Source organism: Streptomyces sp. NPDC056161 (genome assembly GCF_042268025.1).
Lineage (GTDB): Bacteria > Actinomycetota > Actinomycetes > Streptomycetales > Streptomycetaceae > Streptomyces.
Genome location: NZ_JBHJUV010000055.1, coordinates 33380 through 54455 on the forward strand (window position 1 = coordinate 33380; position 21076 = coordinate 54455).

At 71.2% G+C, this 21076-nt stretch carries 25 protein-coding genes; 14 read left to right on the forward strand and 11 right to left on the reverse strand.

What is annotated here, in order from left to right; all coding sequences use genetic code 11:
- Nucleotides 1-222: 222 nt before the first annotated feature.
- Nucleotides 223-1473, reverse strand: a complete 1251-nt coding sequence (locus ACFC09_RS36570) for a transcriptional regulator (protein WP_376535693.1) — start codon at nt 1471-1473, stop codon at nt 223-225.
- Between the two features lie 230 nt (nt 1474-1703).
- Between ACFC09_RS36570 and ACFC09_RS36575 the strand changes: the two genes are divergently transcribed.
- The 5 genes from ACFC09_RS36575 to ACFC09_RS36595 all read left to right on the forward strand — a co-directional run bounded on the left by ACFC09_RS36575 (nt 1704) and on the right by ACFC09_RS36595 (nt 5839).
- Nucleotides 1704-2339 carry a hypothetical protein gene (locus tag ACFC09_RS36575; protein ID WP_376535695.1) on the forward strand — a complete coding sequence of 212 codons (636 nt, stop codon included), beginning with the start codon at nt 1704-1706 and terminating at the stop codon, nt 2337-2339.
- A gap of 8 nt (nt 2340-2347) precedes the next feature.
- Nucleotides 2348-2962 (forward strand): hypothetical protein, encoded by a 615-nt coding sequence (locus tag ACFC09_RS36580; protein WP_376535697.1) that lies wholly within the window; start codon nt 2348-2350, stop codon nt 2960-2962.
- A 34-nt stretch (nt 2963-2996) separates the two neighbouring features.
- A complete protein-coding gene (locus tag ACFC09_RS36585; protein WP_266361575.1) occupies nt 2997-3161 on the forward strand; it encodes a hypothetical protein in 165 nt (54 codons plus the stop codon).
- Between the two features lie 102 nt (nt 3162-3263).
- The gene (locus ACFC09_RS36590; RefSeq protein WP_376535700.1) at nt 3264-4436 is read left to right on the forward strand and encodes a YcaO-like family protein; all 1173 of its coding nucleotides are present in this window, start codon (nt 3264-3266) and stop codon (nt 4434-4436) included.
- Entirely contained in the window at nt 4433-5839 is a 1407-nt protein-coding gene (locus tag ACFC09_RS36595) for a TfuA-like protein (RefSeq protein WP_376535702.1), read from the forward strand. Before ACFC09_RS36590 ends, ACFC09_RS36595 begins: the two co-directional genes overlap by 4 nt.
- On the opposite strand, the gene ACFC09_RS36600 is transcribed toward ACFC09_RS36595, so the two are convergent.
- A complete protein-coding gene (locus ACFC09_RS36600; RefSeq protein ID WP_376535704.1) occupies nt 5758-6996 on the reverse strand; it encodes an MFS transporter in 1239 nt (412 codons plus the stop codon). The two genes, ACFC09_RS36595 and ACFC09_RS36600, sit on opposite strands and share 82 nt — an antisense overlap.
- Before the next feature lie 698 nt (nt 6997-7694).
- On the opposite strand from ACFC09_RS36600, the gene ACFC09_RS36605 reads away from it, so the two are divergent.
- Both ACFC09_RS36605 and ACFC09_RS36610 read left to right on the forward strand, forming a co-directional pair.
- Complete coding sequence (locus tag ACFC09_RS36605) at nt 7695-8258, forward strand: hypothetical protein (protein WP_376535706.1); 564 nt, start codon at nt 7695-7697, stop codon at nt 8256-8258.
- Between the two features lie 52 nt (nt 8259-8310).
- Complete coding sequence (locus ACFC09_RS36610; RefSeq protein ID WP_376535708.1) at nt 8311-8910, forward strand: hypothetical protein; 600 nt, start codon at nt 8311-8313, stop codon at nt 8908-8910.
- 76 nt (nt 8911-8986) lie between these two features.
- On the opposite strand, the gene ACFC09_RS36615 is transcribed toward ACFC09_RS36610, so the two are convergent.
- The 5 genes from ACFC09_RS36615 to ACFC09_RS36635 all read right to left on the reverse strand — a co-directional run bounded on the left by ACFC09_RS36615 (nt 8987) and on the right by ACFC09_RS36635 (nt 13308).
- A complete protein-coding gene (locus ACFC09_RS36615; RefSeq protein WP_376535710.1) occupies nt 8987-9406 on the reverse strand; it encodes a hypothetical protein in 420 nt (139 codons plus the stop codon).
- Nucleotides 9407-9410: 4 nt separating this feature from the next.
- A complete protein-coding gene (locus tag ACFC09_RS36620) occupies nt 9411-10217 on the reverse strand; it encodes a 3'-5' exonuclease (RefSeq protein ID WP_376535712.1) in 807 nt (268 codons plus the stop codon).
- Nucleotides 10214-11575: a hypothetical protein gene (locus ACFC09_RS36625; protein ID WP_376535714.1), complete on the reverse strand. Its 1362-nt coding sequence runs from the start codon at nt 11573-11575 to the stop codon at nt 10214-10216. The genes ACFC09_RS36620 and ACFC09_RS36625 overlap by 4 nt, the downstream gene beginning before the upstream one ends.
- A gap of 23 nt (nt 11576-11598) precedes the next feature.
- Nucleotides 11599-12585: a hypothetical protein gene (locus ACFC09_RS36630; protein ID WP_376535716.1), complete on the reverse strand. Its 987-nt coding sequence runs from the start codon at nt 12583-12585 to the stop codon at nt 11599-11601.
- A 99-nt stretch (nt 12586-12684) separates the two neighbouring features.
- Nucleotides 12685-13308 (reverse strand): hypothetical protein, encoded by a 624-nt coding sequence (locus ACFC09_RS36635; protein ID WP_376535718.1) that lies wholly within the window; start codon nt 13306-13308, stop codon nt 12685-12687.
- A 580-nt stretch (nt 13309-13888) separates the two neighbouring features.
- Here ACFC09_RS36635 and ACFC09_RS36640 point away from each other — a divergent pair.
- The 5 genes from ACFC09_RS36640 to ACFC09_RS36660 are packed head-to-tail and all read left to right on the forward strand — an operon-like array spanning nt 13889 to nt 16849.
- On the forward strand, nt 13889-14362 hold the full coding sequence (locus tag ACFC09_RS36640) for a hypothetical protein (RefSeq protein ID WP_376535719.1): 474 nt from the start codon (nt 13889-13891) through the stop codon (nt 14360-14362).
- Nucleotides 14363-14394: 32 nt separating this feature from the next.
- On the forward strand, nt 14395-14706 hold the full coding sequence (locus ACFC09_RS36645) for a hypothetical protein (RefSeq protein WP_376535721.1): 312 nt from the start codon (nt 14395-14397) through the stop codon (nt 14704-14706).
- Nucleotides 14703-15119, forward strand: coding sequence for a hypothetical protein (locus ACFC09_RS36650; RefSeq protein WP_376535723.1), 417 nt, complete (start codon nt 14703-14705; stop codon nt 15117-15119). The genes ACFC09_RS36645 and ACFC09_RS36650 overlap by 4 nt, the downstream gene beginning before the upstream one ends.
- Nucleotides 15116-15562 carry a hypothetical protein gene (locus tag ACFC09_RS36655; RefSeq protein ID WP_376535725.1) on the forward strand — a complete coding sequence of 149 codons (447 nt, stop codon included), beginning with the start codon at nt 15116-15118 and terminating at the stop codon, nt 15560-15562. Before ACFC09_RS36650 ends, ACFC09_RS36655 begins: the two co-directional genes overlap by 4 nt.
- Before the next feature lie 18 nt (nt 15563-15580).
- A complete protein-coding gene (locus tag ACFC09_RS36660) occupies nt 15581-16849 on the forward strand; it encodes a hypothetical protein (protein WP_376535727.1) in 1269 nt (422 codons plus the stop codon).
- Here the strand turns inward: ACFC09_RS36660 and ACFC09_RS36665 are convergent.
- The 4 genes from ACFC09_RS36665 to ACFC09_RS36680 form a co-directional block, all read right to left on the reverse strand.
- A complete protein-coding gene (locus ACFC09_RS36665; protein ID WP_030795174.1) occupies nt 16846-17541 on the reverse strand; it encodes a hypothetical protein in 696 nt (231 codons plus the stop codon). The two genes, ACFC09_RS36660 and ACFC09_RS36665, sit on opposite strands and share 4 nt — an antisense overlap.
- A gap of 623 nt (nt 17542-18164) precedes the next feature.
- On the reverse strand, nt 18165-18656 hold the full coding sequence (locus ACFC09_RS36670) for a hypothetical protein (RefSeq protein ID WP_376535729.1): 492 nt from the start codon (nt 18654-18656) through the stop codon (nt 18165-18167).
- On the reverse strand, nt 18653-19219 hold the full coding sequence (locus ACFC09_RS36675; protein ID WP_376535731.1) for a hypothetical protein: 567 nt from the start codon (nt 19217-19219) through the stop codon (nt 18653-18655). The genes ACFC09_RS36670 and ACFC09_RS36675 overlap by 4 nt, the downstream gene beginning before the upstream one ends.
- Nucleotides 19220-19234: 15 nt before the next feature.
- Nucleotides 19235-19615, reverse strand: coding sequence for a hypothetical protein (locus ACFC09_RS36680; protein WP_376535733.1), 381 nt, complete (start codon nt 19613-19615; stop codon nt 19235-19237).
- Nucleotides 19616-19792: 177 nt separating this feature from the next.
- Here ACFC09_RS36680 and ACFC09_RS36685 point away from each other — a divergent pair, with 177 nt between their 5' ends.
- On the forward strand, nt 19793-20155 hold the full coding sequence (locus tag ACFC09_RS36685) for a hypothetical protein (protein ID WP_376535735.1): 363 nt from the start codon (nt 19793-19795) through the stop codon (nt 20153-20155).
- 484 nt (nt 20156-20639) lie between these two features.
- Nucleotides 20640-20981 (forward strand): hypothetical protein, encoded by a 342-nt coding sequence (locus tag ACFC09_RS36690; protein WP_376535737.1) that lies wholly within the window; start codon nt 20640-20642, stop codon nt 20979-20981.
- Nucleotides 20982-21076 lie beyond the last annotated feature (95 nt).

Sequence of the window (21076 nt, forward strand, 5' to 3'; positions counted from 1 at the left end):
GCGACCGTTCCGAAGACACCGCTCGGCGCCGAGCGTGAAAGTCGATGCGGAATGACCTCCGCCGAGATGAACGAGCGCTCGCCCGTGAGGTCACGCGGGAACGAGCAAGCCCAGCGCCGAAACGGGGGGATTCGGCGCTGGGCTATTGGCCCACTCTGCCACGGAATTGCCCGCCCGTACCCTGATTTGAACCTGCGGGTGCTCCGTACGACCGAGCGTCTGTCAGGCGAGAGCTTGCCCAAGAAGGTCCCGTGGACGGCCATCGAGTGCCTGGTGCAGGACCTCGGCCCGAGACCGGATCAGGCCGTCACGGTAGGGGGCCGGGAGACGGTCGAAGATGCCTGCCGCCATCTCGGCAGCCGCTGAAGGGTCGCCGTCGAGGCGCAGGCAGGCAGCGGTGTCCATCGCGATCAGGGCCCGGGTCATCACCGATGGGGAATCGGTGAGGTCGAGGGCATCGTCCTGGGCCGCGTAGGCAGCCTCCGTGTCCCCGAGGAGGGTGTACGCCTGGGAGAGGTGGACGAAGTGCTTCTGTCCCGGATAGCCGAACCAGGTGTCTGCTGTCTCCTGTCCGTCGAGGTGTTCCACGAGGTTCCGCACGTCTGTGACTGCCATCCGGGCGCCCCGAAGGTCACCGATGGCGGCCAGGGAGCGGGCCGTGACCGCCGCCGCCAACGCGCCGGCGGCGGTGGGCGTCCGACCGGCGGCCCTGCGAGCTCGGGAAGCGATCCGTACGGCCGCCTCAGGGGCGCCGTAGTTCAGCGGCACCATCGCGTGCCGTGCCAGCACCCAGGCGGTCATCCTGCGATCACCGGATTCGCGGGCCGCCTTCTCCGCCGTTGCGAACCATCGGAACGCGTCCCCTTTGTCGCCGCGATCGTGCTGGACGATGGCGACGAGACCGGCAATCCCCGCAGCGGTACGGGCGAGATCAGCCCGTGCCCCGGCGGGGTGGGGCTGGTTGAGGACCTGACCGAGGAGATCGAGGTCCGCCTGCATTTCGCTCAGCACGTCGTCGGGAGCTCGGCCGTGGTAGCCACCCCGGTGCCGCTCGAATGCCGACTCCAGGTAAGCCAGATCACCGGCTCCGGAGCCCGTGAGGGCCCCGTCGATGCCCTCTCGCGCCTGCGCGATGCCCGGCAACGCGGTTGAACCTACGGCCGCGGCCGCCACCCCGAGGAAACTGCGTCGCTTCACGTCCTCTTTCTCCCTGCGCTGGCTACGTCGGTGCTGCCGCGATGCGGCGACTGCCCGCTGCACGTCCGCCACGCTCAGCCCGTATGCGCGGGCGATCGTCTCGTGCCAGTCCGGGACCGGTAACCGCTTCTCCAGTTCCCACCGCTTGATGTTCTCCCAGTCGAACCACCGGCCGCCCTGGGCCTGTTGGACGACCTTGGCCTGCTGATCTCGGGTGCGTCCGGCGCGTTCGCGGATCGATCGAAGTAAGACGCCGATGCCGTCCGGGGCCACCATGACACTTTCCCTCCGTCGCCGTCGGGTGCGGCCCTCATCCTGGCCCCCCGGAGCGGCCCCCCGCCGGGAAACGCACCCCTTCGTGGCCCCTCATTCCTTGTGTTCCCCGGCAGTTCAATGGGCGAACGCCGCCGATCCCTCGGCTCGCCGCCGGAACGGCTTCGGCGGCGGGTCGAGGTTCCACCGGCCGCACGGCGCCACCCGGACAGACAGACCAACTGGAGGGGATCATGGACACCGCAGCACCTGTGGATCGGCTGCCGGCTCGCGCCGCATGGGAGGAGACGGGAACGGCAATCGTTCCCGGTGTCCTGGAGCCGGACCGCTTCAAGGCCCTGGTCGAGGAGGCGCACGGCCGGATCGACCTGGTCACCCCGCACGTCCACGAGCACACGGCAGCCCACCGTGACGGCAGCTTCGCCTCCCCGGTGCACTGCGGCTTCATCCCGCCCGGCCCGGTGCTGGAGACCCTGGCCTACGACAAGACCCTGCTGATGGCCCTGCGCGAGGCCACCGGCATTCCCCGGCTGATCCCGCGCGGTGGCGCCGTCGTCCTCTACAAGGAAGGCGACTTTCAGGGCCTGCACGTGGACTCGGTGAAGTCCACCGTGACCGTCGCGGTCGCGCTGACCGAGGACCTGCCGCCGATGGGCTGGGCTCCCGACCTGATGGGAGCCTTCCCCGACCGTCTGGGGGAGGTCGTCACCGAGCACGGCATGTTCCCGGAGGGGGAAGGCTTCACGACCCTGGCCCACCCGTACGGCGACGGCAGTGTCCGGGCGTTCGCCGGGTACCACGTGCCGCACTGGCGCCGGCCGGTCACGTCGACGGGCCTGCTGGTGACGATGTCGTTCATGGACCTGTGATGGCGGCCATGACTCCACGTCAGCTCTGGCTGGCGGAAGGACGGGCGGTCGTTCCGGAGGACGTGGTCGACCCCGGGCTCTGGGAGGAGCTTGCCGAGGAGGCCGACCGGTGCGAGCCGCACGCGGTCGTCCGCCACAACCGGCGGCCGGGCCTGCTGGTGATGCGGGACGGCTCGATCACCTCCCCCCAGCGGTGCCGGGTCCACACCGGGGGAGACGCGCTCAGCCGACTGGCCATGTCCAAGGGCCTCGCGGAGGTGGCGGGCGAGGCGACCGGACGGACCCGGATGACCCCGATCCGCTTCGGCCTGAAGTTCTACGAGCCCGGCGACTACATGCACGTCCACCGCGACGACGGGAAGTGTGAGATCACCTTCTCGTGCGGCCTGACCCCCGGTCTCGTCTCGATGGGCTGGCTGCCCCGCTTGCGGTGGCTGACCACCCAGCAGGTGGCCGACCGCCTCGGTAACACCCCGTACCCCGACGGCGGCGAGACCTTCCCGGTCCGCCACCGCGTCCTCACCGGATTCGACGGAAGCCGAATCCCCCACTGGCGTACCCCGCTCGACTCCCAGTCGCGCGAGGTACTGATCACCATCTGCTTCACCGACCTCTCGGTGTAGCAGCGTCCTTCCCCGGAACCCAGGAGGAACGACCATGTCCCAGCAGATCCCGTCCGCCACGACGCAGGCCGTGGACCCGGCCGACTTCGTGGCCGAGCTGCACGCCGAGGGCAACATGCCGCAGAACTCCGGCGGCGACCCGGCCGTGCCGGACTCCGCCTTCCCCGACACCCACACCTACCCGCTGCCGTCCGCCTGACGGCGCCGTAGGCGGTAGCTGAAGCCGCCCGGCCGCCGGGGCACCCTTCATGACCTGGGTGTCCCGGCGGCCGGGCTTCGGCATCTGCGAAGGGAAGATCCCATGCGCAAGGCGTACTTCGACGGCACCCATCGGACCCGTCATCCCGATGAGACCTGGGAGGCGATCCGCCCGCTGCTGATGGCGTACGGCATCACCCGCGTCGCCGACGTGACCGGCCTGGACGATCTCGGCATCCCGGTGACCATGGCCGTGCGGCCGCTGGCCCGCACTCTGTCCGTCGCTCAGGGGAAGGGCGCGACGCTGTCCGCCGCCCGCGTCTCCGGGGCCATGGAGGCGATCGAGGCATGGCACGGCGAGCGGGCCGTCCCGACCGCCGAAGTGCGGGCGCCGGCGGACGGTCTCGGCCTGGAACTGCCCTATGCGGTCACCGCCCTGGAAAGCCACCCCGGCTCTCTGGTCACCGGCCGGACCGTCCTGGACTGGATCACAGCACGATCGGCACTGGACGGCGAACCCACGCTCGTTCCGGCGGCGTGCGTGCAGCTGGGCCGGGAGGTCCACGACCGATGGCGGTTGCACCTGCCCAGCGCGTCCACGAACGGGCTCGCCTCCGGCAACACGCGCGCCGAGGCCATCGTGCACGCCCTGGCCGAGCTGATCGAGCGCGACACGATCAGTGCGCTGGCCGACGGGTCGGGGCACGGCCGTCTCATCGACCCCGGCACCGTTGAGGACGAGCACTGTGCAGCTCTGATCGACCGGGTGCGGGTGGCAGGGGCCTGGCTGGAGCTGTGGCATCTGCCGAACCGTTTCGAGGTGCCCGTCATCAGCTGCTACCTGTGGCGCGAGGACCAGCCCGCCCTGCTGGTCTCCGGCTCCGGCGCCCACCTGGACCCCCACGTGGCCGTGTCGAGGGCGATCACGGAAGCGGCTCAGTCCCGGCTCACCCAGATCACCGGCAGCCGGGAGGACATCCACCCGGCCGCCTACCAGCCCGCCGTACACCACGGCCCCCAGCCGTCCGCCGGCCGTGGCGCCCCGTGGGCGGAGGTCACGGGGCAGCACACCACCGGCTTCGCCACGGACGAAGGCGAGGCCGAGCACTTGGCGGCCCGCATCAGCGCGGCCACCGGCCACTCCCCGCTGGTCGTGGACCTTACCCACGGACCCCACCAGCGACGTGAGTTCGCCGTCGTCAAGGTGCTGGCCCCGGCCCTGCGCTACGACGCCCGGCACGTCATCCCCCGACCGACCCAGGAGGCAGTCGCGTGAGCGTTCACGTCTTCTCCGGGCCCACCGTGCCCACCGCCCGCGTCAGGGAAGTCCTCCCCGGCGCCGTGACGCACTCCCCGGTCCGGCACGGGGACCTGATGCGACTCGGAACCGGCCCCGGCGACACGGTGCTGATCATTGACGGTCTCTGGCATCAGAGCGCCCCGGTGCGGCACAAGGAGATCCTGGCGCTGCTGGCCGACGGCGTCACTGTGGTTGGCGCCGCCAGCATGGGAGCGCTGCGGGCCGCCGAGCTCGCTCCGCACGGCATGATCGGCATCGGGCGGATCTTCGAGGACTTCCGCAGCGGCGTCCTGGACGCGGACGACGAAGTCGCCGTGCTCCACACCGACGACGACCGCCCGCTGTCCGAAGCCCTGGTGAACCTGCGGGCCGCTCTGACCCGGGCGGCCGCCGACGGAGAGCTGGAGACCACCGAGGCGACCCGGCTGGCCCACCTGGCTCGCTCCCTGCCCTACACCCGCCGGTCCTGGACCGCCCTGGGCCGCCTCGCGGCGGGGGAGGGGTTGCAGCCCGCGTTCAACCGGGTGGACGCCTGGCGTCGCGTGCACCCCTGCGACGCCAAACGGGAGGACGCCGAGCGTGCCCTTGCCCTGGTGGCCGCCGGCCTGCCCCCGGCCCCCGGCACAGCCGGGGCATGGGCTGGCGAGCCGTGGCAGACCAGCTTCGTCCGGTACTGGCAGGCGACCTTCCGGCCGGTCGCGGAGGCGAACGGGCAGTCCGTGAACTGCCTCGCTCTCCTGAACTATCAGCAGCTCTACGACCCGGGGTTCCCCAGCCGGTGGCGCACGCGGGTCCTGGCTGCTCTCGCGCAGGAAGAGGGCGACGACGTGTGCCGCCCGGTGCGAGCCGCGGCAGTGGAACGGTCCGCTCTACGGCGCGTTGCCGAGGCCGGTGTGGAGCTGGGCGGCATGTCCGGCGACCAGCTCGCCCACTGGCTCACCGAGGACGAGGTGAGCCAGCTCCCGCCGGAGGAGGCGCTGGTGCGGATCGTCGTCCGCTCCGCCCGCCTGGACGGAGCTTGGACGGTGTGGCCGGTCACGGTGGCCGAAGCGGGCGACCTGATCGGCCCCGTCCCCTCGGTGGCCGAGGCCGTGGCCGCCGCGTTCACCTTCAACGCCGAGGTCGAGGCGGCCGACCCTCACCACACCACGGCCCACCTGAGCGCTGACCGCATCACCGCATCGCTGGTCCAGCGGTGGGGGCTGCCCGAACGGTGCGGCCGGACCGTGCTCGACGCAGCGGCCCGGGACCGGGCGTTCCGCGACTTCGCCGGCGCCGTCGAGGTGGCCCGAGCGTTCTACCTCTCCGCCCGCGCCGGTACTGCCGGGCCGTCGCCCTCCTTGACCACCAGCGGCGCGAGGCAAAGCCCCCGGACCTGAGCAATGGCCAGCGGCACGACAGCGGCGGCCGCGATGATCAGGGCGCCCACCGCCAGCGTCGTGCGAAGCCCGAACACCTGAGAGGCGGGGCCCGCCAGGAGGTATCCGAAGGGCACGGGAAGGATCTGCCCGAGCGTCGAGTAGGACAGGGTCCGGCCCAGCCGGTCCGCCGGAATCCTCTCCTGCACCAACGAGGCCCACACGGTCATGCTCACCGCCAGCCCCGAGCCCGCCAACGCCGTGGCGAGGGCGAGGACAGGCAGCGGTACGGCCGCCGCCATCGCGCCCAGCGGCACCGCCATGGAACCGGTTCCCGCACAGACCACAAACCCGACCCGACGCGGCTTCCACATCAGGGCGAGCGCCGCCCCGGCCACCAGCCCCGCGGTGAAGCCGGAGACCACCACGCCCCACGGGGCGGCGCCGCCGAGCACCCGCTGTCCGTACACCGGGCCCAGGAGCTGGTAGCCGACCAGCCACACGGGAACGATCACGGCGGCCTGGCAGACCATCACCCACAACCAGCGGCGGGAGCGGAAGTCATCCCAGCCCTCGCGCAGGTCGGCGGTGAAGCCGGTCCGGACCTTCACGTTCTTGGCTCTGAGGCTGATCCGGGAAAAGAGCAGGGCCGAGGCGGCGAACGTGAGAGCGTCCCAGCCGAGGGCCCAGCCAGGGCCGACCACGGCGACCAGGACGCCGCCCAGGGCGGGCCCCGCCACCTTCACGGTGTTCTGCCCGATCTTCAGCAGGGCATTGGCCGCGTGCCGGAGTTCGGCCGGGACGACCTCCACGACGATGCCGCCGGCCGCGGGGGTGAAGAAGGCCCCCGCCGCCCCGCAGACGGCCGACATCGCCACCAGGTGCCAGACCTGGGCCGTGCCCGAGAGGAGCAGGAGCACCGCAGCCGCCTCCGCGGCCGCGCAGACGATGTTGGACCACACCATGACTCGGTGTCGGGGCAGCCGGTCCGCGACGACGCCGCCAACGAGCAGCAGCAGGATCTGGGGTACGACGCTCGCCGCGAGGACCGCGCCTAGCGCGCCGGGCCCGCCGCCGATCTTGAGCACGGCGAAGGCCAGCCCGATGGGTGCCACGGCCGAGCCGGTCCAGGAGAGCAGGCGGGCGGCGAAGTGCAGCCGGTACGGTCTGATCGCCAAGGGGGCGCCTGCCTCCCGGACCCGGGCCGCCCAGCTGATACGTGGGACGGGCCCCGCTGAATTCCGGTCGTGCAGCCGCGCCTTACGCAAGATCCAACTCCACCCAGAGAACACGAAATCCCGGCAGCGAGGCGCCACCGGGAAGATGGTCCCGACTCTAGAGCAACCCGAAGATCGTCTGTCGCAGACGCACCAACAGGTACCCGCAGAGCCACAGTGGGGGCGGTCCACCTCAACCACAGAACGGAACCCCTCAGCGCCCGCAGTCGAGGACCGACGAGCGGAGGTACCCAGCCGTGCGGCCCCCCAGGCCGTACGGCGGCACCCCCGCGGACATCAGCCACGCTTCCCGTTTTTGATCGTCACGGCGCCCAGCCGCCCGAGACTCAGAGCCGGTGCTGCTGTCCACCGGGCGTTCGCGGACGACGTCGCCGCACGCGAAGCGAGCCCAGCCCCGCGACCGTCCACGGCAACCACCGGCGAGGGCAGTTCACCCTCCGGGGTGGCCGGGCGGTACGCTGCCGTTCAGCGGCAGGACGCGCACGCCGCACGCCACGAACCCACGCTGTGCCGGACGACGGCCGGCCAAGGACCCCCGGGATATTCCTGGCGCGGGCCCGCGGACGCAGTACGCCCTTGCCCGCGCTGATAGCGCCCGAGCCCGGCGAGACGCGTGGGGTCTCGTGACGGAGGCTTTCATGACCAAGAACGGAGCCAACGGCCCCAAGTCCCGTGCCCGCGCCCGCAAGGAGCGCAGCGGCGCCAAGTACACCCAGGCCCGGCGCGGCGCGGCCGCGATCCCCGTCACCGGAGACGAGGTGACGCTCCGGTCCTTCACGAGGGGCGAGCCCCTGCCGTGGAGCGAAACGGTCCTGAGCTGGCAGTGCCACCGGTGCGGTGCCGCCACGGACACCTGCGCGCTGGTGTCCAACACCGGCGTTGTGCGCCTGCGTCCGTACTGCCCCGGATGCCTGCCGCCTATGGAGAACTCGCCCGCGCTGCGGGCCTTCGCCGACTACGTCCGAGACCTCTACCATGCGGCCGGGACGCCCTGCGTCGCTGCCCTCGCCTGGCAGGTTGAGGCGGTGACGGGCTACCCGGCGGCCGCCGCGGTGAACAACGTACTGACGGGAACCGTCCTGGTTCGGCGGGACACGGCGCAGGCCCTCGTGCATGTCCTGGAGGGCGATGTCGACCGCGCCCTGCAGCTGTGGCAGGAGGCCGACCGGGAGCAGAGCCAGGTGCCGGGGATGACCTGCTGACCGGGTTCGATCCCGGGGCCGGTTGTCGGTGGCACCTGCTTCACTGTCCCCCATGAGCCACGAGGACTTCGAGCGCGCCGCCAGCTCCCTGTCGAGCAGCACCGTGCACACGAGGGGCGAGCCGATCCGCGAACTCGTGCGCATCGCCCGCGAGGACGTCGTCCACCGGCAGCAGGCCCTCGCCACCCTCGATGACTTCGTCACCAGCCAGCGCGGCCGGCCGGGCTACCGCTCCGAGCCGGTCCTGCGGGCCCGCACCGCGCTGTACGCACTGGACCCCAAACGCACCGTGCGGGCCCGCGCCGGACTCGAAGGCGCCATGGCGCTACTGCTGGCCACGGCCAGCACCACCGCCTACGTCCTCACGGAGAGCACCCTTTTCAGATTCCTGGTCGCCGTAGCCGTCTGGGTGTTGCTGATGCTGCCGGTCTCCATCATCCGGAATCTCTGGCAGCCCTACGTGGGGTCCTGGGTCGTCCTCTCCAAACAGACACGCTGGGCCCGTGGCACCGCCGTCGTGATCTTCGGATGGCTCTTCACGAACGTGGTGACGACCGCGGCCACCTCCCTCACCGAAGCCCTCCTGTGGGGTGCGTGTGCCTGCGCGGTGGGTTGGGCGCTCTGGCAGCCCCCCACATCCCGACGCTCGTAGAGCCCGCGGCGCCAGCCACGCAGATGGCCCTGGACCTCATGCGCGAGGTCCAGGGCCATCTGCAGGTCGTCCGGCTTTACCCGGCCCCGCCGGGAGGCTCCGGGCTCCACTCGGGCAGGCCCTGAACGCGAGGTCCCGCCGCCGGCCCGGTCGGCACGTCCAGGAACGCCGTGGCCTCCAGGAAGCGGCGCCCGGCGTCGTCCTGCTCCGCTTCGCGCTGCAGGAGATCCGTCCGAACGGTCCGCGTCGCAGCGATGACGTCGTACGCGGCTACGCGGTGCACCTGGATGTCGTCCGGGGAGGTCCCCCGTTCCACCGCGAGCGCGTCGATGATCGCCTGGCGGTACCTCCAAGTGGCCTGAGCTTCCTTGTACTGCGGGCTCCGCTCGCCGTACTGCCGGGCACGGCTGAGCAGGGCAGCGCACTGCCGGATGTCCTCGCGGATACGCTCGGCCACCGCGCCGGGCGAGTCGCGCAGTTCGGCACGTTCTTCCACAGGATCAGCCCCCTGACAGTCGATCGGACGATGTCATTTCACGCACCCGCGCCAGGAGGAGGCGGCAGTCCTCCACGGCCGTGTGCGGCCCTCCGAGCTTCTGCGAGCGGTAGCGCCCCCGCTTGACCGACCACAGGCCCTTCCAGACGGCGTACGGTTCCATCGCGTCGTGCCACCGGCACCCGTCGAGCCACCGGGCAGCCGCCTGCACCGAGCTGTGCCGTTCCAGCTCCCGTTCCAAACACCCCTTGTCGAAGGGCAAGTTGTAGGCGATGCACGTCCGCCCGTGCAGAGCCTCGGTGAGGGCGGGCAGCAGCTCTCCGAAGGTGGGCGCGTCAGCGACCTTCTCCGGCGTGATCTTGTGGACGGCGATGGCGTCCGGCTCGATCCCGGCCTGCGGGTTGACGTATGAGTCGAAGAGCACGGTGCCGCTCTTGTCGGTGGCCGCGATCTGTACGGCCCACGGCTCGTTGAGGCCGGTGGTCTCCACGTCGACAGCGGTCAGGGACTCGTCGGCGAGGAGCCGCCGGGCCCAGTCCGAGACCTGCGCCCGCTCGCGCGGCCATGACCGGGGCCGACGCAGGGCCCGCACCGCGTCGTCGAGGACGTCGTGCCGTTCGTGGGACTGCCCGAGCCGCCACCGCGTCCCGCCGCCGGACTGGTCGGAGTAGAGCATCCCGAGGAAGTCGCTTCCCTCGTACACCCCCCAGTTGGGCAGGTCGGTGTCTGCCGGCCGGACGAACTGGGCGGACCGCCCGTCGACCTCATGGGTGAACAGGTCCTCCAGCAGGGAGGGGTCGGTGAGCGTCACTGGACGTCCTCCTTGCCCTCGCTCTGGACCGGCTTGCCCTGGTCATCCACGATGAGGGACTGCCCGGGGATCGGTTCGTCCTCGGCCACGGCAGCGGTGACCTGTTCGCGGCCGTGCCCGTCGTCGGCGGGGGAGGCCGACGCCGACTTGCCGCCCTTGCCGCTGCTGGGCGCCGACTGCCGTCCGAGACGGCGGACCTGGGTCTCCAGAGCCTTGCGAGCCTTCTCCGTCCGTTCGGCCGCCGCCGCCTGGGTCTTGCCGAACTCCCGGCTTTGCTTGAGTTCTTCGAGCAACCGGTCACGGTCGGCGTTGTGGCGCTTGATCAGCTCGTCGCGTTCGTCGTTGTGCTGCTTAATCAGGTTGCCCCGGTCGGTCAGGTGCTCTTGGATGAGGTCCTTCCGCTCCCGCTTGGCTTCTGTGAGCTGAGCCGTTGCCGCCTCCGCCGTCGCCTTGTGCTGGGCGGTCTCCGCCTGCAGTTCTTCGACGCGTTTCCGGGTGGTCCGCTCGATGGTCTCGACGTCCTTGCGGGCGGCGGCGATCTCGTCCTCCGCCTTCTTCTGGGCGGCGGCGACCTTGTCCTCGGCGTCCTTCTCGACCTGGACCCGGTGTTCCTCAATCCGTTCGTCGGCCGCGACCTTGGCCGCTTCGATCTGCTCGGTCGTCTCGGTCCTGACCCGCTCGATCTCGGCACGGGCGGCTTCCTGAGCGTCCTGCGCCCGCGCATCGGCAGCAGTGACCCGTTCCTCGGCCTCCCGCTCGGCCACGTCCTTGGCCCGCGCGGCGTACAGCGCGAGGAGGAACATCAGGGCGGCGGTCGACTCGGCCTGTTCACGGAGGCCGTCCGCTTCGACCGCCGCCTCCTCCGCCGTCTCCTTCAGGCCTTCGAGCCGCTTCGCCTTCTGCTCGGCGGCGACCCGGGCCTCATGCTCCACACCGAGCTTCGTCTCTGCCTCGGTGACGCGCAGCCGGGCGGCGTTCTGTGCGTTCGCGACCTGGACGCTCGCCAGCTCAGGGTCGCCCGCGGCCTCCACCGCCGCCAGGTGACCGGGGAGAACTTCGAGGACCTGGACCAGGAGGGACCGAAGACTGATCTCCGTGGTCTGGGCCTCCGCCACGGCGGCACTGTGCGGGAGTCTGGACAGGTCGTCCGGCACCGCGTCCTGACGAGCGGCGGCATCCTTGCCGTGCCTCCGCTCCCAGCGCAGGGCTTTGAGCGCGGTGTGGTCGGGGTCATCGCAGTATTTCGACGGGGGCCCGGGTGTCCCGGGCGCCTTCGTCTTCGCCGGCCGGGAACACCCGGCGGGGAACTCACACAGTCGGACGGCGGTCTCGGCGGGGCTGCCGTTCTGGTCAGTCATCGGTGGATTCCGTTCCCCGTCGCTCAGGCGGCGGTCTTGCGTGTGGGCAGGGCGATGACGGCGGCTTCCTTCGCGGATTCGAGCGCCGTGGTGAAGGAGGCGGCGACGGCGGCGGCTTCACCGGTCATGCCTTCGATCTCGGCGACGGCGAGGTCATCGCGGGCCGTACGCGCGAGGAAGTCGAGGACGTCGTCGCTGCCGTCGGTCAGGGCCTGGATCTGCTGCAGTTCGCGGTAGCGGTCATCGGCTTGGGCCACCTGCTTGGCGTACGACTCCAGGGCGACCACGCGCCGGGTGATCCCGTCGAGGCTCGCCCGCAGGGCCCGGCGCCGGGTGTCGAGCAGCGCGGCGACCTTGCCCCCTTTGGGGTTGGAGGGCTCGGCCTTGACCAGCCGGGTGTACTCCCGCAGTGCTTCCGCGATCTCCCACTCCTGATGGGGGAGGGACACCTCGTTGCGCTGCCGGTCGATGAGGTCGAAGCGGTGCACTGCCGAGGTGAGCACGGCCTTCTTCGCCTGCTGAGCACGGGCCAGGAGAGTGCGGGCGTCGTCGTTGAGCTCGGCGGGCCGGACACACCGGTCCCTGAGTTCGGCCAGCCGTCGCGCCGACTTGTTTCGGGCGGCCGCGTCCGTCGCGTACACGGCCGCTACCAGAACGAAGGCTCCGACCCCGAATGGCCAGGCGTAGGTGAGGGCAGAGTGAAGCGCGTCGAAGACGCCCTGCATGTTCCGGCCGATGACATCCGAAGCGGTGGCCCGGCCGTCATGGGCGTTCGGGTCGTACCACTTCCACTCTCCGGTGACCCAGGCTCCGCCCGCGAGACCAGCGACGCCGGCACCGGGGCGAACCAGACGCGGGGCGGTGGCCCACCAGACGCTCATCTCGCCCTCGCTGTACGAACGGGGATGCCGTTCGGCCCGCTCCAGGAGGTCCCGGTCCTTCCCTGCGAGGTCCGGGTCCATCACCGCGACGGCGGCCAGGCGCGGTGACGGCGGCGGTTTCTTCTTCACCTTCGGGCCCTCCCCGGTACCTGCGTGGACTCGTGTGCGTCGCGGGACCTCACGGTCTCATGCGCCACGGACAAGTAGGTCTTTGGTTCCAACATGGGGTCATCCCCTCATCAGTGCGTCGTGGACCGGATTGCCGTGCGCCTCGTCGGACTCGGCGATGTCCTCGGACTGGTCGACCAGCCAGGTGTCGCCCTGCTGTACGACGCGCAGGGCCTTGCGGCTGGTGGTGGTGGAGTCGGGCCAGGTGACGGTGTACTCGACCCGTACGCCCGTGCCGGCCGGGTGGTCACCGATGGCGGGGACGCTCTGCGGCCCGCTGGCCTTGACCTCCCCCGTCTCCGCCCGGTCCGGGCCGCTGGCGCTCGGCTTCGGCTTGCCGCGCACGACAGAGCCGTCCGCCCGGCGAAGCGGCGGGAACTCGTCGGACTCGGTCGGACTCGGCTCCGGGCTCTGGGTCTTCGGCGCGTTGTCGGCGACGCACTCCTTCACGGAGCCGTGCCGGTAGCGCTCGGTCCGCAGGCCGCACGCCTTCGTCCAGTCGTCACCGTTGACGGCGCTCTGGTAGTCCCGGGCGGTCTGCACGGCAGCGGCCGTGGTGTCAGCGCCGCTCCCGCCGTCCCGGTCGCCCGTCCCCTTCGTCGTCCCGGTACCCGACGAGCACCCGGCGATGACGAACGCCCCGGCCGCCGCTACGGCCGCCGTAACAACCCGCCTCACAGACACCCCGGTGGCTCCTTGTTCTCGACGGCGGTTCTTCCTCACTCCGTTGTCCTCCCCTTGCGGCTGTACGGAACTCCTGCGTGCGCAGCAGGACGGCTCTCAGCGAAGACCGGTGTACCGACCTGACTCCGCAGTGTAGTCGAACCCGCTTCAAGATCGCAATGCAATGTAATGAAACGTAATGCAATGCAACGCAATGAAATTGAATCGCCACAGGGTTTGATCAGGCACGATTCGACACGCGCCGATCTGAGGAAGGAGTTTCGTTTCAGTGCAGGTACCTACCGGATCGGGCAATGAGTGCCGCAGATCGGTACACAGCGGCTCGCCCCTCCGGCCGCCGCCGTTGCCTGCCTTCCCCCCTCGCGCACCGACGAGCGCGGCACCGGCCCACCGGCCGCGAGGGGGGCGGAGCGGAGAATCGCTCTCACAGAACCGTTAGACAGTCGAAGTACCCGTCCGGGCGACGCCGAAGGCCCCTGCCGGCCGCCTGATTTCCGATACCGTCTCCTTAGCGGAAATCAGAAACAGCGCGCTTGCAGACGCCTACAACAGGCGCTGACAACTACTGGAGGGGGCGGCGATGCCGGAGCGAGGCGAGTCCGAGGAGCCGGACCGGTCGGCCGGGGAGGTCCAGCGGCTGCTGGCGGTCGAGGCCGAGCGCCGCGGCGTCAGCGGACGCGAACTGCTCGACCAGCTCGCCCGCGAGGGCCGGTACACCGGCCTGGTCGACACCGACCCGCAGGGCGACCTCACCGGGTGGACCACCACGGTGGTCGACCGCAGCGGCATCGCCCGGGGCGGCGAGGAGAAGACGGTGTCCGTCCAGCCCCTGGTGTCGCCCGAGCTGTTCGGCGGCGGACCGGTGACGATCCTGGACGGCGTCGAGGGGGCCGCCATCCTGGGCCCGCTGAACAGCGGGAAGACCAGCGCCGTCGAGCTGACCCGGGCGCAACTGGACGCCGCCGGCGTCGCGTACGAGGAGCGGGCCGTCACGGAGGACTTCGGCGTCCAGCGCGTCGAGTTCACCGTCGAGCGGCCGGAGAGCGGCGAGTGACCGGCGGCCGGATGCCGTACGGCCGTTGGTGCATGGAGGCCGATGCGGCGGACGCCCAGCGCGGGGACCTGGTCCCGCTCGCCGAGCTGCCCGGCCTGGCATCCGGCCGGGCGAGTCTGAGCCGGGCGCTGGAGCTTCTGCAGGAGGCACCCAGCCGGCCCGCCGCGCTGGACGAGGCCCGCGAGGCGATCCGAACGGCCCTGGAGCAGGTGCCCCAGTCCGGCCGTGACCAGCACTGTCACGAGTTCCGGTGGCGGTCGGGGGATGCTCCGGTGTGCTCGGTGAAGACCTGCGGACGGTGTGCTCCGATCCGGGCCGCCCGCGACCGGCAGGGCGCGCTGTGACCGCCCCGTACACCCGGGCGGAGGCCGGGCGGGACCGGCTGGACGAGCAGATCGCCACGGCCGCCGGGAACATGCAGCGTCTCGCCGAGGAGATCGCGGCCGAGGCCGCCGAGCTGGGGCGACTGGCCGCAGCCGGGGCGCCGTTGAGCGCGCAGGCCCGGAAGCTGACCGACTGCCTCCAGGGCGTCGCCCGGGGCGCCGCACGGCATGACGCCCTGACCGACGCGGTGAGGATGGTGTACGGCAGACCGGCCGTACCAGCGGATGCTCCCACCGCAGTCCTCCCCCTTCCCGCGCCGCCGGACGAGCCCTTCCGGGGAGACCGCTTGATCCGGCTGACCGCCGCGGAAGTGCAGGAAAAGATGCGCACCCTGAACAACGACACCCCAGGCACGGAGGGCACGGGCCGGTGAGCCAGACCTTTGAGCAGGCCCGCACCCAGGAGTGGGGGCCCGAGGCCGAAGCGATCAAGACCCGGGTGCACGCAGCTCTGCGGCGCGGCCGTGGCATCACCGTCTTCCCGCTGGTGGAACTGCTGCTGGAGGGCGAGGAGTTCGACCTGACCGGCCTGCCGGACGAACGCCGTCGGCTGGAGATCGGATTCGCCTACCGCGCCGGCCGGATGGAGGTCGAGACCTTCCCCGCCACCCTGCCGTCCGACCCGGGCGAAGCCGTCCTGGTCTACCGAGCCCAGCCGCTCGACGGCACCCCGGACCCCGTCGCCACGCTGCTGAACGCGCTGAAGACGATGACCCGGGCGTCCGGTACGGGCGCCGAAGCCGTCCATCAGACCGCCCAGGACGCGGCGGCCGCCGTACGCGCCATGCTCCCGCCGACCCGCACCAAGCGGAAGTAAGACCCGGAGGCCCCTGCCGTGACCAGCACTGACATCGCCCTCCCGCCGTCTCGCCCCATCGCCCGGCAAATGGAGACGGTGACCACCAGGACCGGAATGCGCCTGTCGGCGTCCGCTGCCAAGTGGTTCGAGGAGAGCGTCCCACGGTCGAGCCGGGACGCGCGGGCCTGGCGCTGGCAGGAGTACGCGCAGTGGTGCAGCGACGTCGACTGGCACACCGCCGAACGCGGCGCCGTGGCGTCGTTCATCGCCGCCCTGGCCGACCGGGGGCACCCGGTCAAGACGCTGCAAGCGATGTCGGGCACCCTGCGCGGGATGCGTGCGCTGGACGGATCGCCGCTGGACGCCGAGGAGTTGAAGGCGATCGAGGGCGTCATCCGGGGACGCGCCAAGCACGAGGCGAAGGGGATCGGGGGCGTCCGTCCCGGCCCGCTGAAGGCGGACGGCGTGACCCCGGAAGACCTGCGGCGCATGGTCGCCACCCTGAACGTGAGCACCCCGCGCGGGGCGCGGGACGCGGTCACGCTGGTGCTCGACTGGTGGATGGCCGGGCGGTGCAGCGAGCCGGCCGCCCTCAACATCCACGACATCCGCATCCTCACCGTGGAGCTGACGGACGAGGAGACCGGGGAGATCCACGAGGTTCCCGCGCTGGAGGTCGAGGTCAGGGAGTCCAAGGCGGACCAGGACGCCGAGGGCGAGACCGTCCGCATCCTGGCGCCCCTGGACGCACCGGAGTTGTGCCCGGTCACCGCCGTGCGCCGGTGGTTCGACGTCCTCGCCGACGCCGGGCAGCTCACGGACGGTCCCCTCCTCCGCCGGATCGACCGGCACGGGAAGATCGGCGCGGACGCCGCCGGCCGCCGTAACGACGACGCCGACCGCCAGGGCGGCATCACCGCCCGGACCGTGCGGACCATCATCAAGACGGCCGCCCGCGCGGCCGGGCTCATCAAGGACGAGGACGAACGGGCGGTCGCCGAGGTCTGGGAAGACCGCGCGGAGGCGGTCGCCGCCGCGGCGGCGACCGACAGCGAGGCCGAGGCCAGCAGCATCCTCTCCGGCTGGCGGCTCCGCCTCCGCCGTGCTCTGCAGCAGGGCCGCCGCATCACCGGACACAGCATGAGGCGCGGGTTCATCCAGGCCGCCCTGCGCAGCAAGAAGCCACCGCACCAGGTCGCCATCCACTCCCGTCACGCACCCAAGAGCCGGGCGTTCTGGGAGTACGTCGACAGCGTCCCGGACTGGGAGCAGAGCGCGACCATGTCCCTGCGCCTCGCGGCTTAGGACGTCATCACGAACGGCTTGTTGCACCCGCCGCAGATCACCGGCGGCCCCTCCCAGGTGCCCGCCGCCGCCCGCAGGGTGCGCACGGGACGGCACTGGCAGCTCGCCGGCCGGTAGTTGGTGTCCCGCCGCGTCTTGCCGCTGGCGGTGACGCCCGAGGCCGGGATCGTTCGCTCCGCCCGGATCGCCGCCTCCAGCGCGGCGATCGGCTCGCGGTAGCGCTGCCGTGCGATGTCCGTGATCGAGGTGATCGAGTAGCCCTTGCGTTCGGAGCGCTCCACGGAGAGCCCGAGCACCTGAGCCGAGTCCCGGAAGAACTTGTTGTGGTACTGGGCAGCGTTGCAGTCCTCTTCTCCACGGGTGGAACACCGCCCGTGGGCGGCTTCGTGCAGCAGGCTGCCCATCACGTCGGCGGCGCCGCGGGCCAGGCCCTCGGCGGCGATCCACACCTCCGGGACCGTCTCGCCGCCGGTGAGGCTCCACTGCTTTGCCCAGAAGTGGGCCCAGAGGCGCTTGCCGTGCCGAGTCCCCATCGTCACCACGGCGTCCGGCACGTCGGGATGATGGCGGCGGATGTCCTGCCACCCCGCGCAGAGAGCTTCGGTGATCGCGGCTCCGACGCTGCTGAGTGTCGCGTTCTCGGCAGGACCCTCGGACTCCGCTGCTGACGTGGTGATGATCGCTTCTCCCATTCTCGCGTCTTAATACGCGAGAATATCGGACCCGGGCGCTGATTTCACCGGCCATAGGTCGACTCGCACAGCTGCGAGAGGGAGGGGTCGACGGTCCCCTTCGACATGGCGCACACCGTGCCCATGTCGTACGAACGGGCAGGGCGGGGACGAACCGGAGGCCGCTTCGGCACCGTACGCGGCCGTGGGGTCACGTGCTCGACCCGGGGGCGCGGACGCGGAGCCGCGCGGCGTTCGGCTGCGGCCGTTGCGGCGCGGGCTGGAGAGGCCGGGGGCCGTGGCGGCGCCTTCCGTGTCTCCTTCGCCGGCCGGGACGACGGCGCGGGACGTGCCGAGTCCTCGGAGGTGTCCACGAGCGCTTCGAGAGCGGGTGGAGGTGAGGGCGGCGGTGTCTCCGAGAAGATCATCGGCCGGGCGTTCGCCGGGGGCCGTGTACCGTCCGGGTGCGGAGCCTGCCCGGCGACGCTGACACACCCCGTGCACCCCACAGCGAGCAGGACGAGGGCGGACAGTAGACGGCGCACCACCCCACCGTGCCCGAGCCGGGAGGGAGCCCGCCCCCGACACGCGGAAGGACCACCGGTACGTGTGACCATCCACCGGCAGGTGCTGACAGGGGGCCGTCAGGCCCACTCGGTGCTTGTCGAGCAGATGGCAGGCAGGGCCGCTCCCGCCACCAGGTGGTGGACGACCCCGAGCGCGATGAGCCCGCAGACGTGCAGCGCTTCCTCGCGCTCCATCGTGTAGACGCCGAGCCCGCGGACGTCGAGCGCGGCCACGATCCGTTGTGCCTGCCGCCAACGCGCCCGCCGGACACCGAGCGGGGCGGCCTTGAGTACGGCCCGCCGGCGCAGCCGGTGTATGAGCAGCTTCTCGGTGCGCTGCCACCGGCTCATGTACCGGTCGAGCTGCACACCGATGCGGCCGCTCTGCTCTGCCGTCCGCCACTCGGCGCAGGCCGTCAGGTACGCCAGGGCCACGGTCACGACGGCCGCGTCCTGGCCCCGGCGCTGCAGGAGAGCGTCCACCGCGTCCCAGTCGGGAGCGGTGGCACCCAACGCGGCGACCCCGGCCACGGCGCGGTCCCTGGCCCCGTCCTCCGGAGGCCGGGTCACAGCGACTCCTGCGGCCGGTCGGCTTGTTTCAGCGGCCGGTCAGCGTACGGGTAGAGCGGACGTTGCCGCGCGAGTTCCGGCGCCCGGTCGAGGCGGTCGATCAGGCTCGGCTCGCGGTAGTGCCACCGCGCCCAGTCGAGGGCCGCCCGCTTCGTCTGCTCGCGCCGAAGGAGGCCGAGGTCGGGGTGCCACACCACCCAGTCCAGATGACCGCCGCGGCGAGAACGCCACAGCACGAACAGCACGAGCGCGACCACGGCGCTCAGCCCGGCCCACGGCAGGGCGAGCAGTGCGGCCGCATCGCGGAGGTCAGAGGGCTGGGCCCACAGCAGTAGCAGGCTCAGAACGGGAGACACCGCCCAGGCGACCCAGTACGCGTAAGCACCGCGCATGACCCGGCGGTACACCATCACGGCGCCGAACAGTGCACCCGCCGCGACGAGTACCGGCCACCGGTGCCCTGAGCCGGCCGCGAGGACGACGCACACCGCGGCGGTGCCGGTCAGTCCGGCCGCCGTCGTACGGTCCTGCCGTGCACGAGCGTCGGCGGTGGTGTCGGGCATGTCCGCAGGTCCTGATCAGACGGGAGAGTGGCGGCCGCCGCTGAAGTGCCGCACCAGCGGGTCGAAGACCTGGTGCCGGACCGCGTGCTCGGCTGCTTCGTACTCTACGGGGTGGTCGAGGTCCGGGGAGTCGTCCGGGCCCAGCCCCAGGTTCGCCGCCCACTCCACGCAGTTGTGGCAGCCGTCGACCCGGGGCGGATTCAACCGGTGCACAACCAGTTGATGCGTGGTCCACGCGTTCTCGGCATCGAACACCTCTCGTGCCGCTTCCCCGGAGTTCACGGCGGCGCCATAGGCGGTGACCCACGTCTGCATGAGGTCGCGGCCGTCGAGGCAGCACGGTGTGGGCAGGCCCGGGACGGCGAGCGGGGAGAGCGCGAGGGCGTTGTCCGGCATAGGGCAGACCGTACCGGGCGGACGCCCGCGACGAACAGGGAACAGGTTTCCCGGACGGTTGGCTGGTTCCCGCAGTCGTGCATCAGTGCGCTGCTGCTGAGAAACCGGTGTGACCAGTAGCGTTTCTCCGGGGGCCGCGGCAGCGGCACACGGGAGCCGGGAAGAGCGGAGAACACGGTGGACGATGTCGAGGGCCTGCGGATCGAGGTGTACCGCACGCTTCAGCTCGCGGGCCTTCCCCTGAGTGATCTCCCTTCCACTCCGGTCAGCGCCGGCGGCGGCGTGGACGTCGTGGAGTCCCGCGAACTGGGGGCCGTCATCGTGGGGTGGGCGTGCAGCGCGGAGTTGCTGAAGCAGGCCGCCGACGCCATCGACCGCGAGGAGGACGAGCACCCCGACGTGCAGCTGCAGGATGAAACCGAAGCGGCGATGGCGGCCGCGATCGACCGGGTGTTGCGGCGGCGGGGTTTCGCCACGCGCGTCCGTGCCGACGTCCCCGGCAGTCACCAGTTGGTCGTCACCCGGAGGGATAGCGACTGACCGGCTGAGCGTTCGTCCTCAGAAACTCACGTCAGCGCTGGGTTCCTGAACGAGCGCTCCCCGAACTCCGGTCGGCCTCACCACGAGTTCAGCGACTGGGACGTCATCGCGGACCCCGCGCATGTCCCAGCCGCGTTCCAGTCGCGCCGACCTGGCCCCCGCATCCCCGGTCCCTTCGGTTCTCCACTGAGGGGACCGTCGTACGTCCGGCAGCATCGCGAGGCCGAGGGCAGCCCGCAGCACTGCCGTAGGAGCCGACACCCAGTCCAACGCTCACAGAGAGCGAGGGTGACGAACCGTCACCCTCGCGAAGGGCACGAGCCCCGCCGTCGTTGACGCGCCGGCACCACAGTGGCAAGCCGACATGAACAGGTCGAAGGCCGGACATTCCGCGTTGAGCAGGGCGGGGCGCACGTGAAAAAAGTGCCCCGACACGCGTGATTCGTGATGCACGGAAGGGGTCCGGGATGGCAAGATACGGATCATGGCCGGGACTGGGAACAAGCGGATGCTCACGAATCGTGAGTCGAGCTATGACCCTGCCTCCGGCGAGAACTGGCGGATCACCGTCAACCTGCCGCCGGTGGTGGCAGAGGCCCTGATTCCGAAGCTGCGGGAGATTCACCCCCGCCTGGCTGCCGCTGGTCTCATCGGCGCCGTCGTGGAGCACCTGGTGCTGCGCGGCGACGAGCCGCTGGACTGGAAGCGCACAGCCGAGATGGTGAAGAAGGAGATCCAGGGGATCGAGGGGGCATCGCGCCCGGCCAACCCGGCTCAGGACGCACCCCTCCCTCGGGGTAGTCGCCATGGGGGCATATCGACGTAGCTGATACACGCCCCGGGGACTCACCCGCGGGGCCTTCCGAAAACTGAATCCCAAGGCACTGTCAGCGATCAGGTTGGTCGCCAGGGAGCTGACCA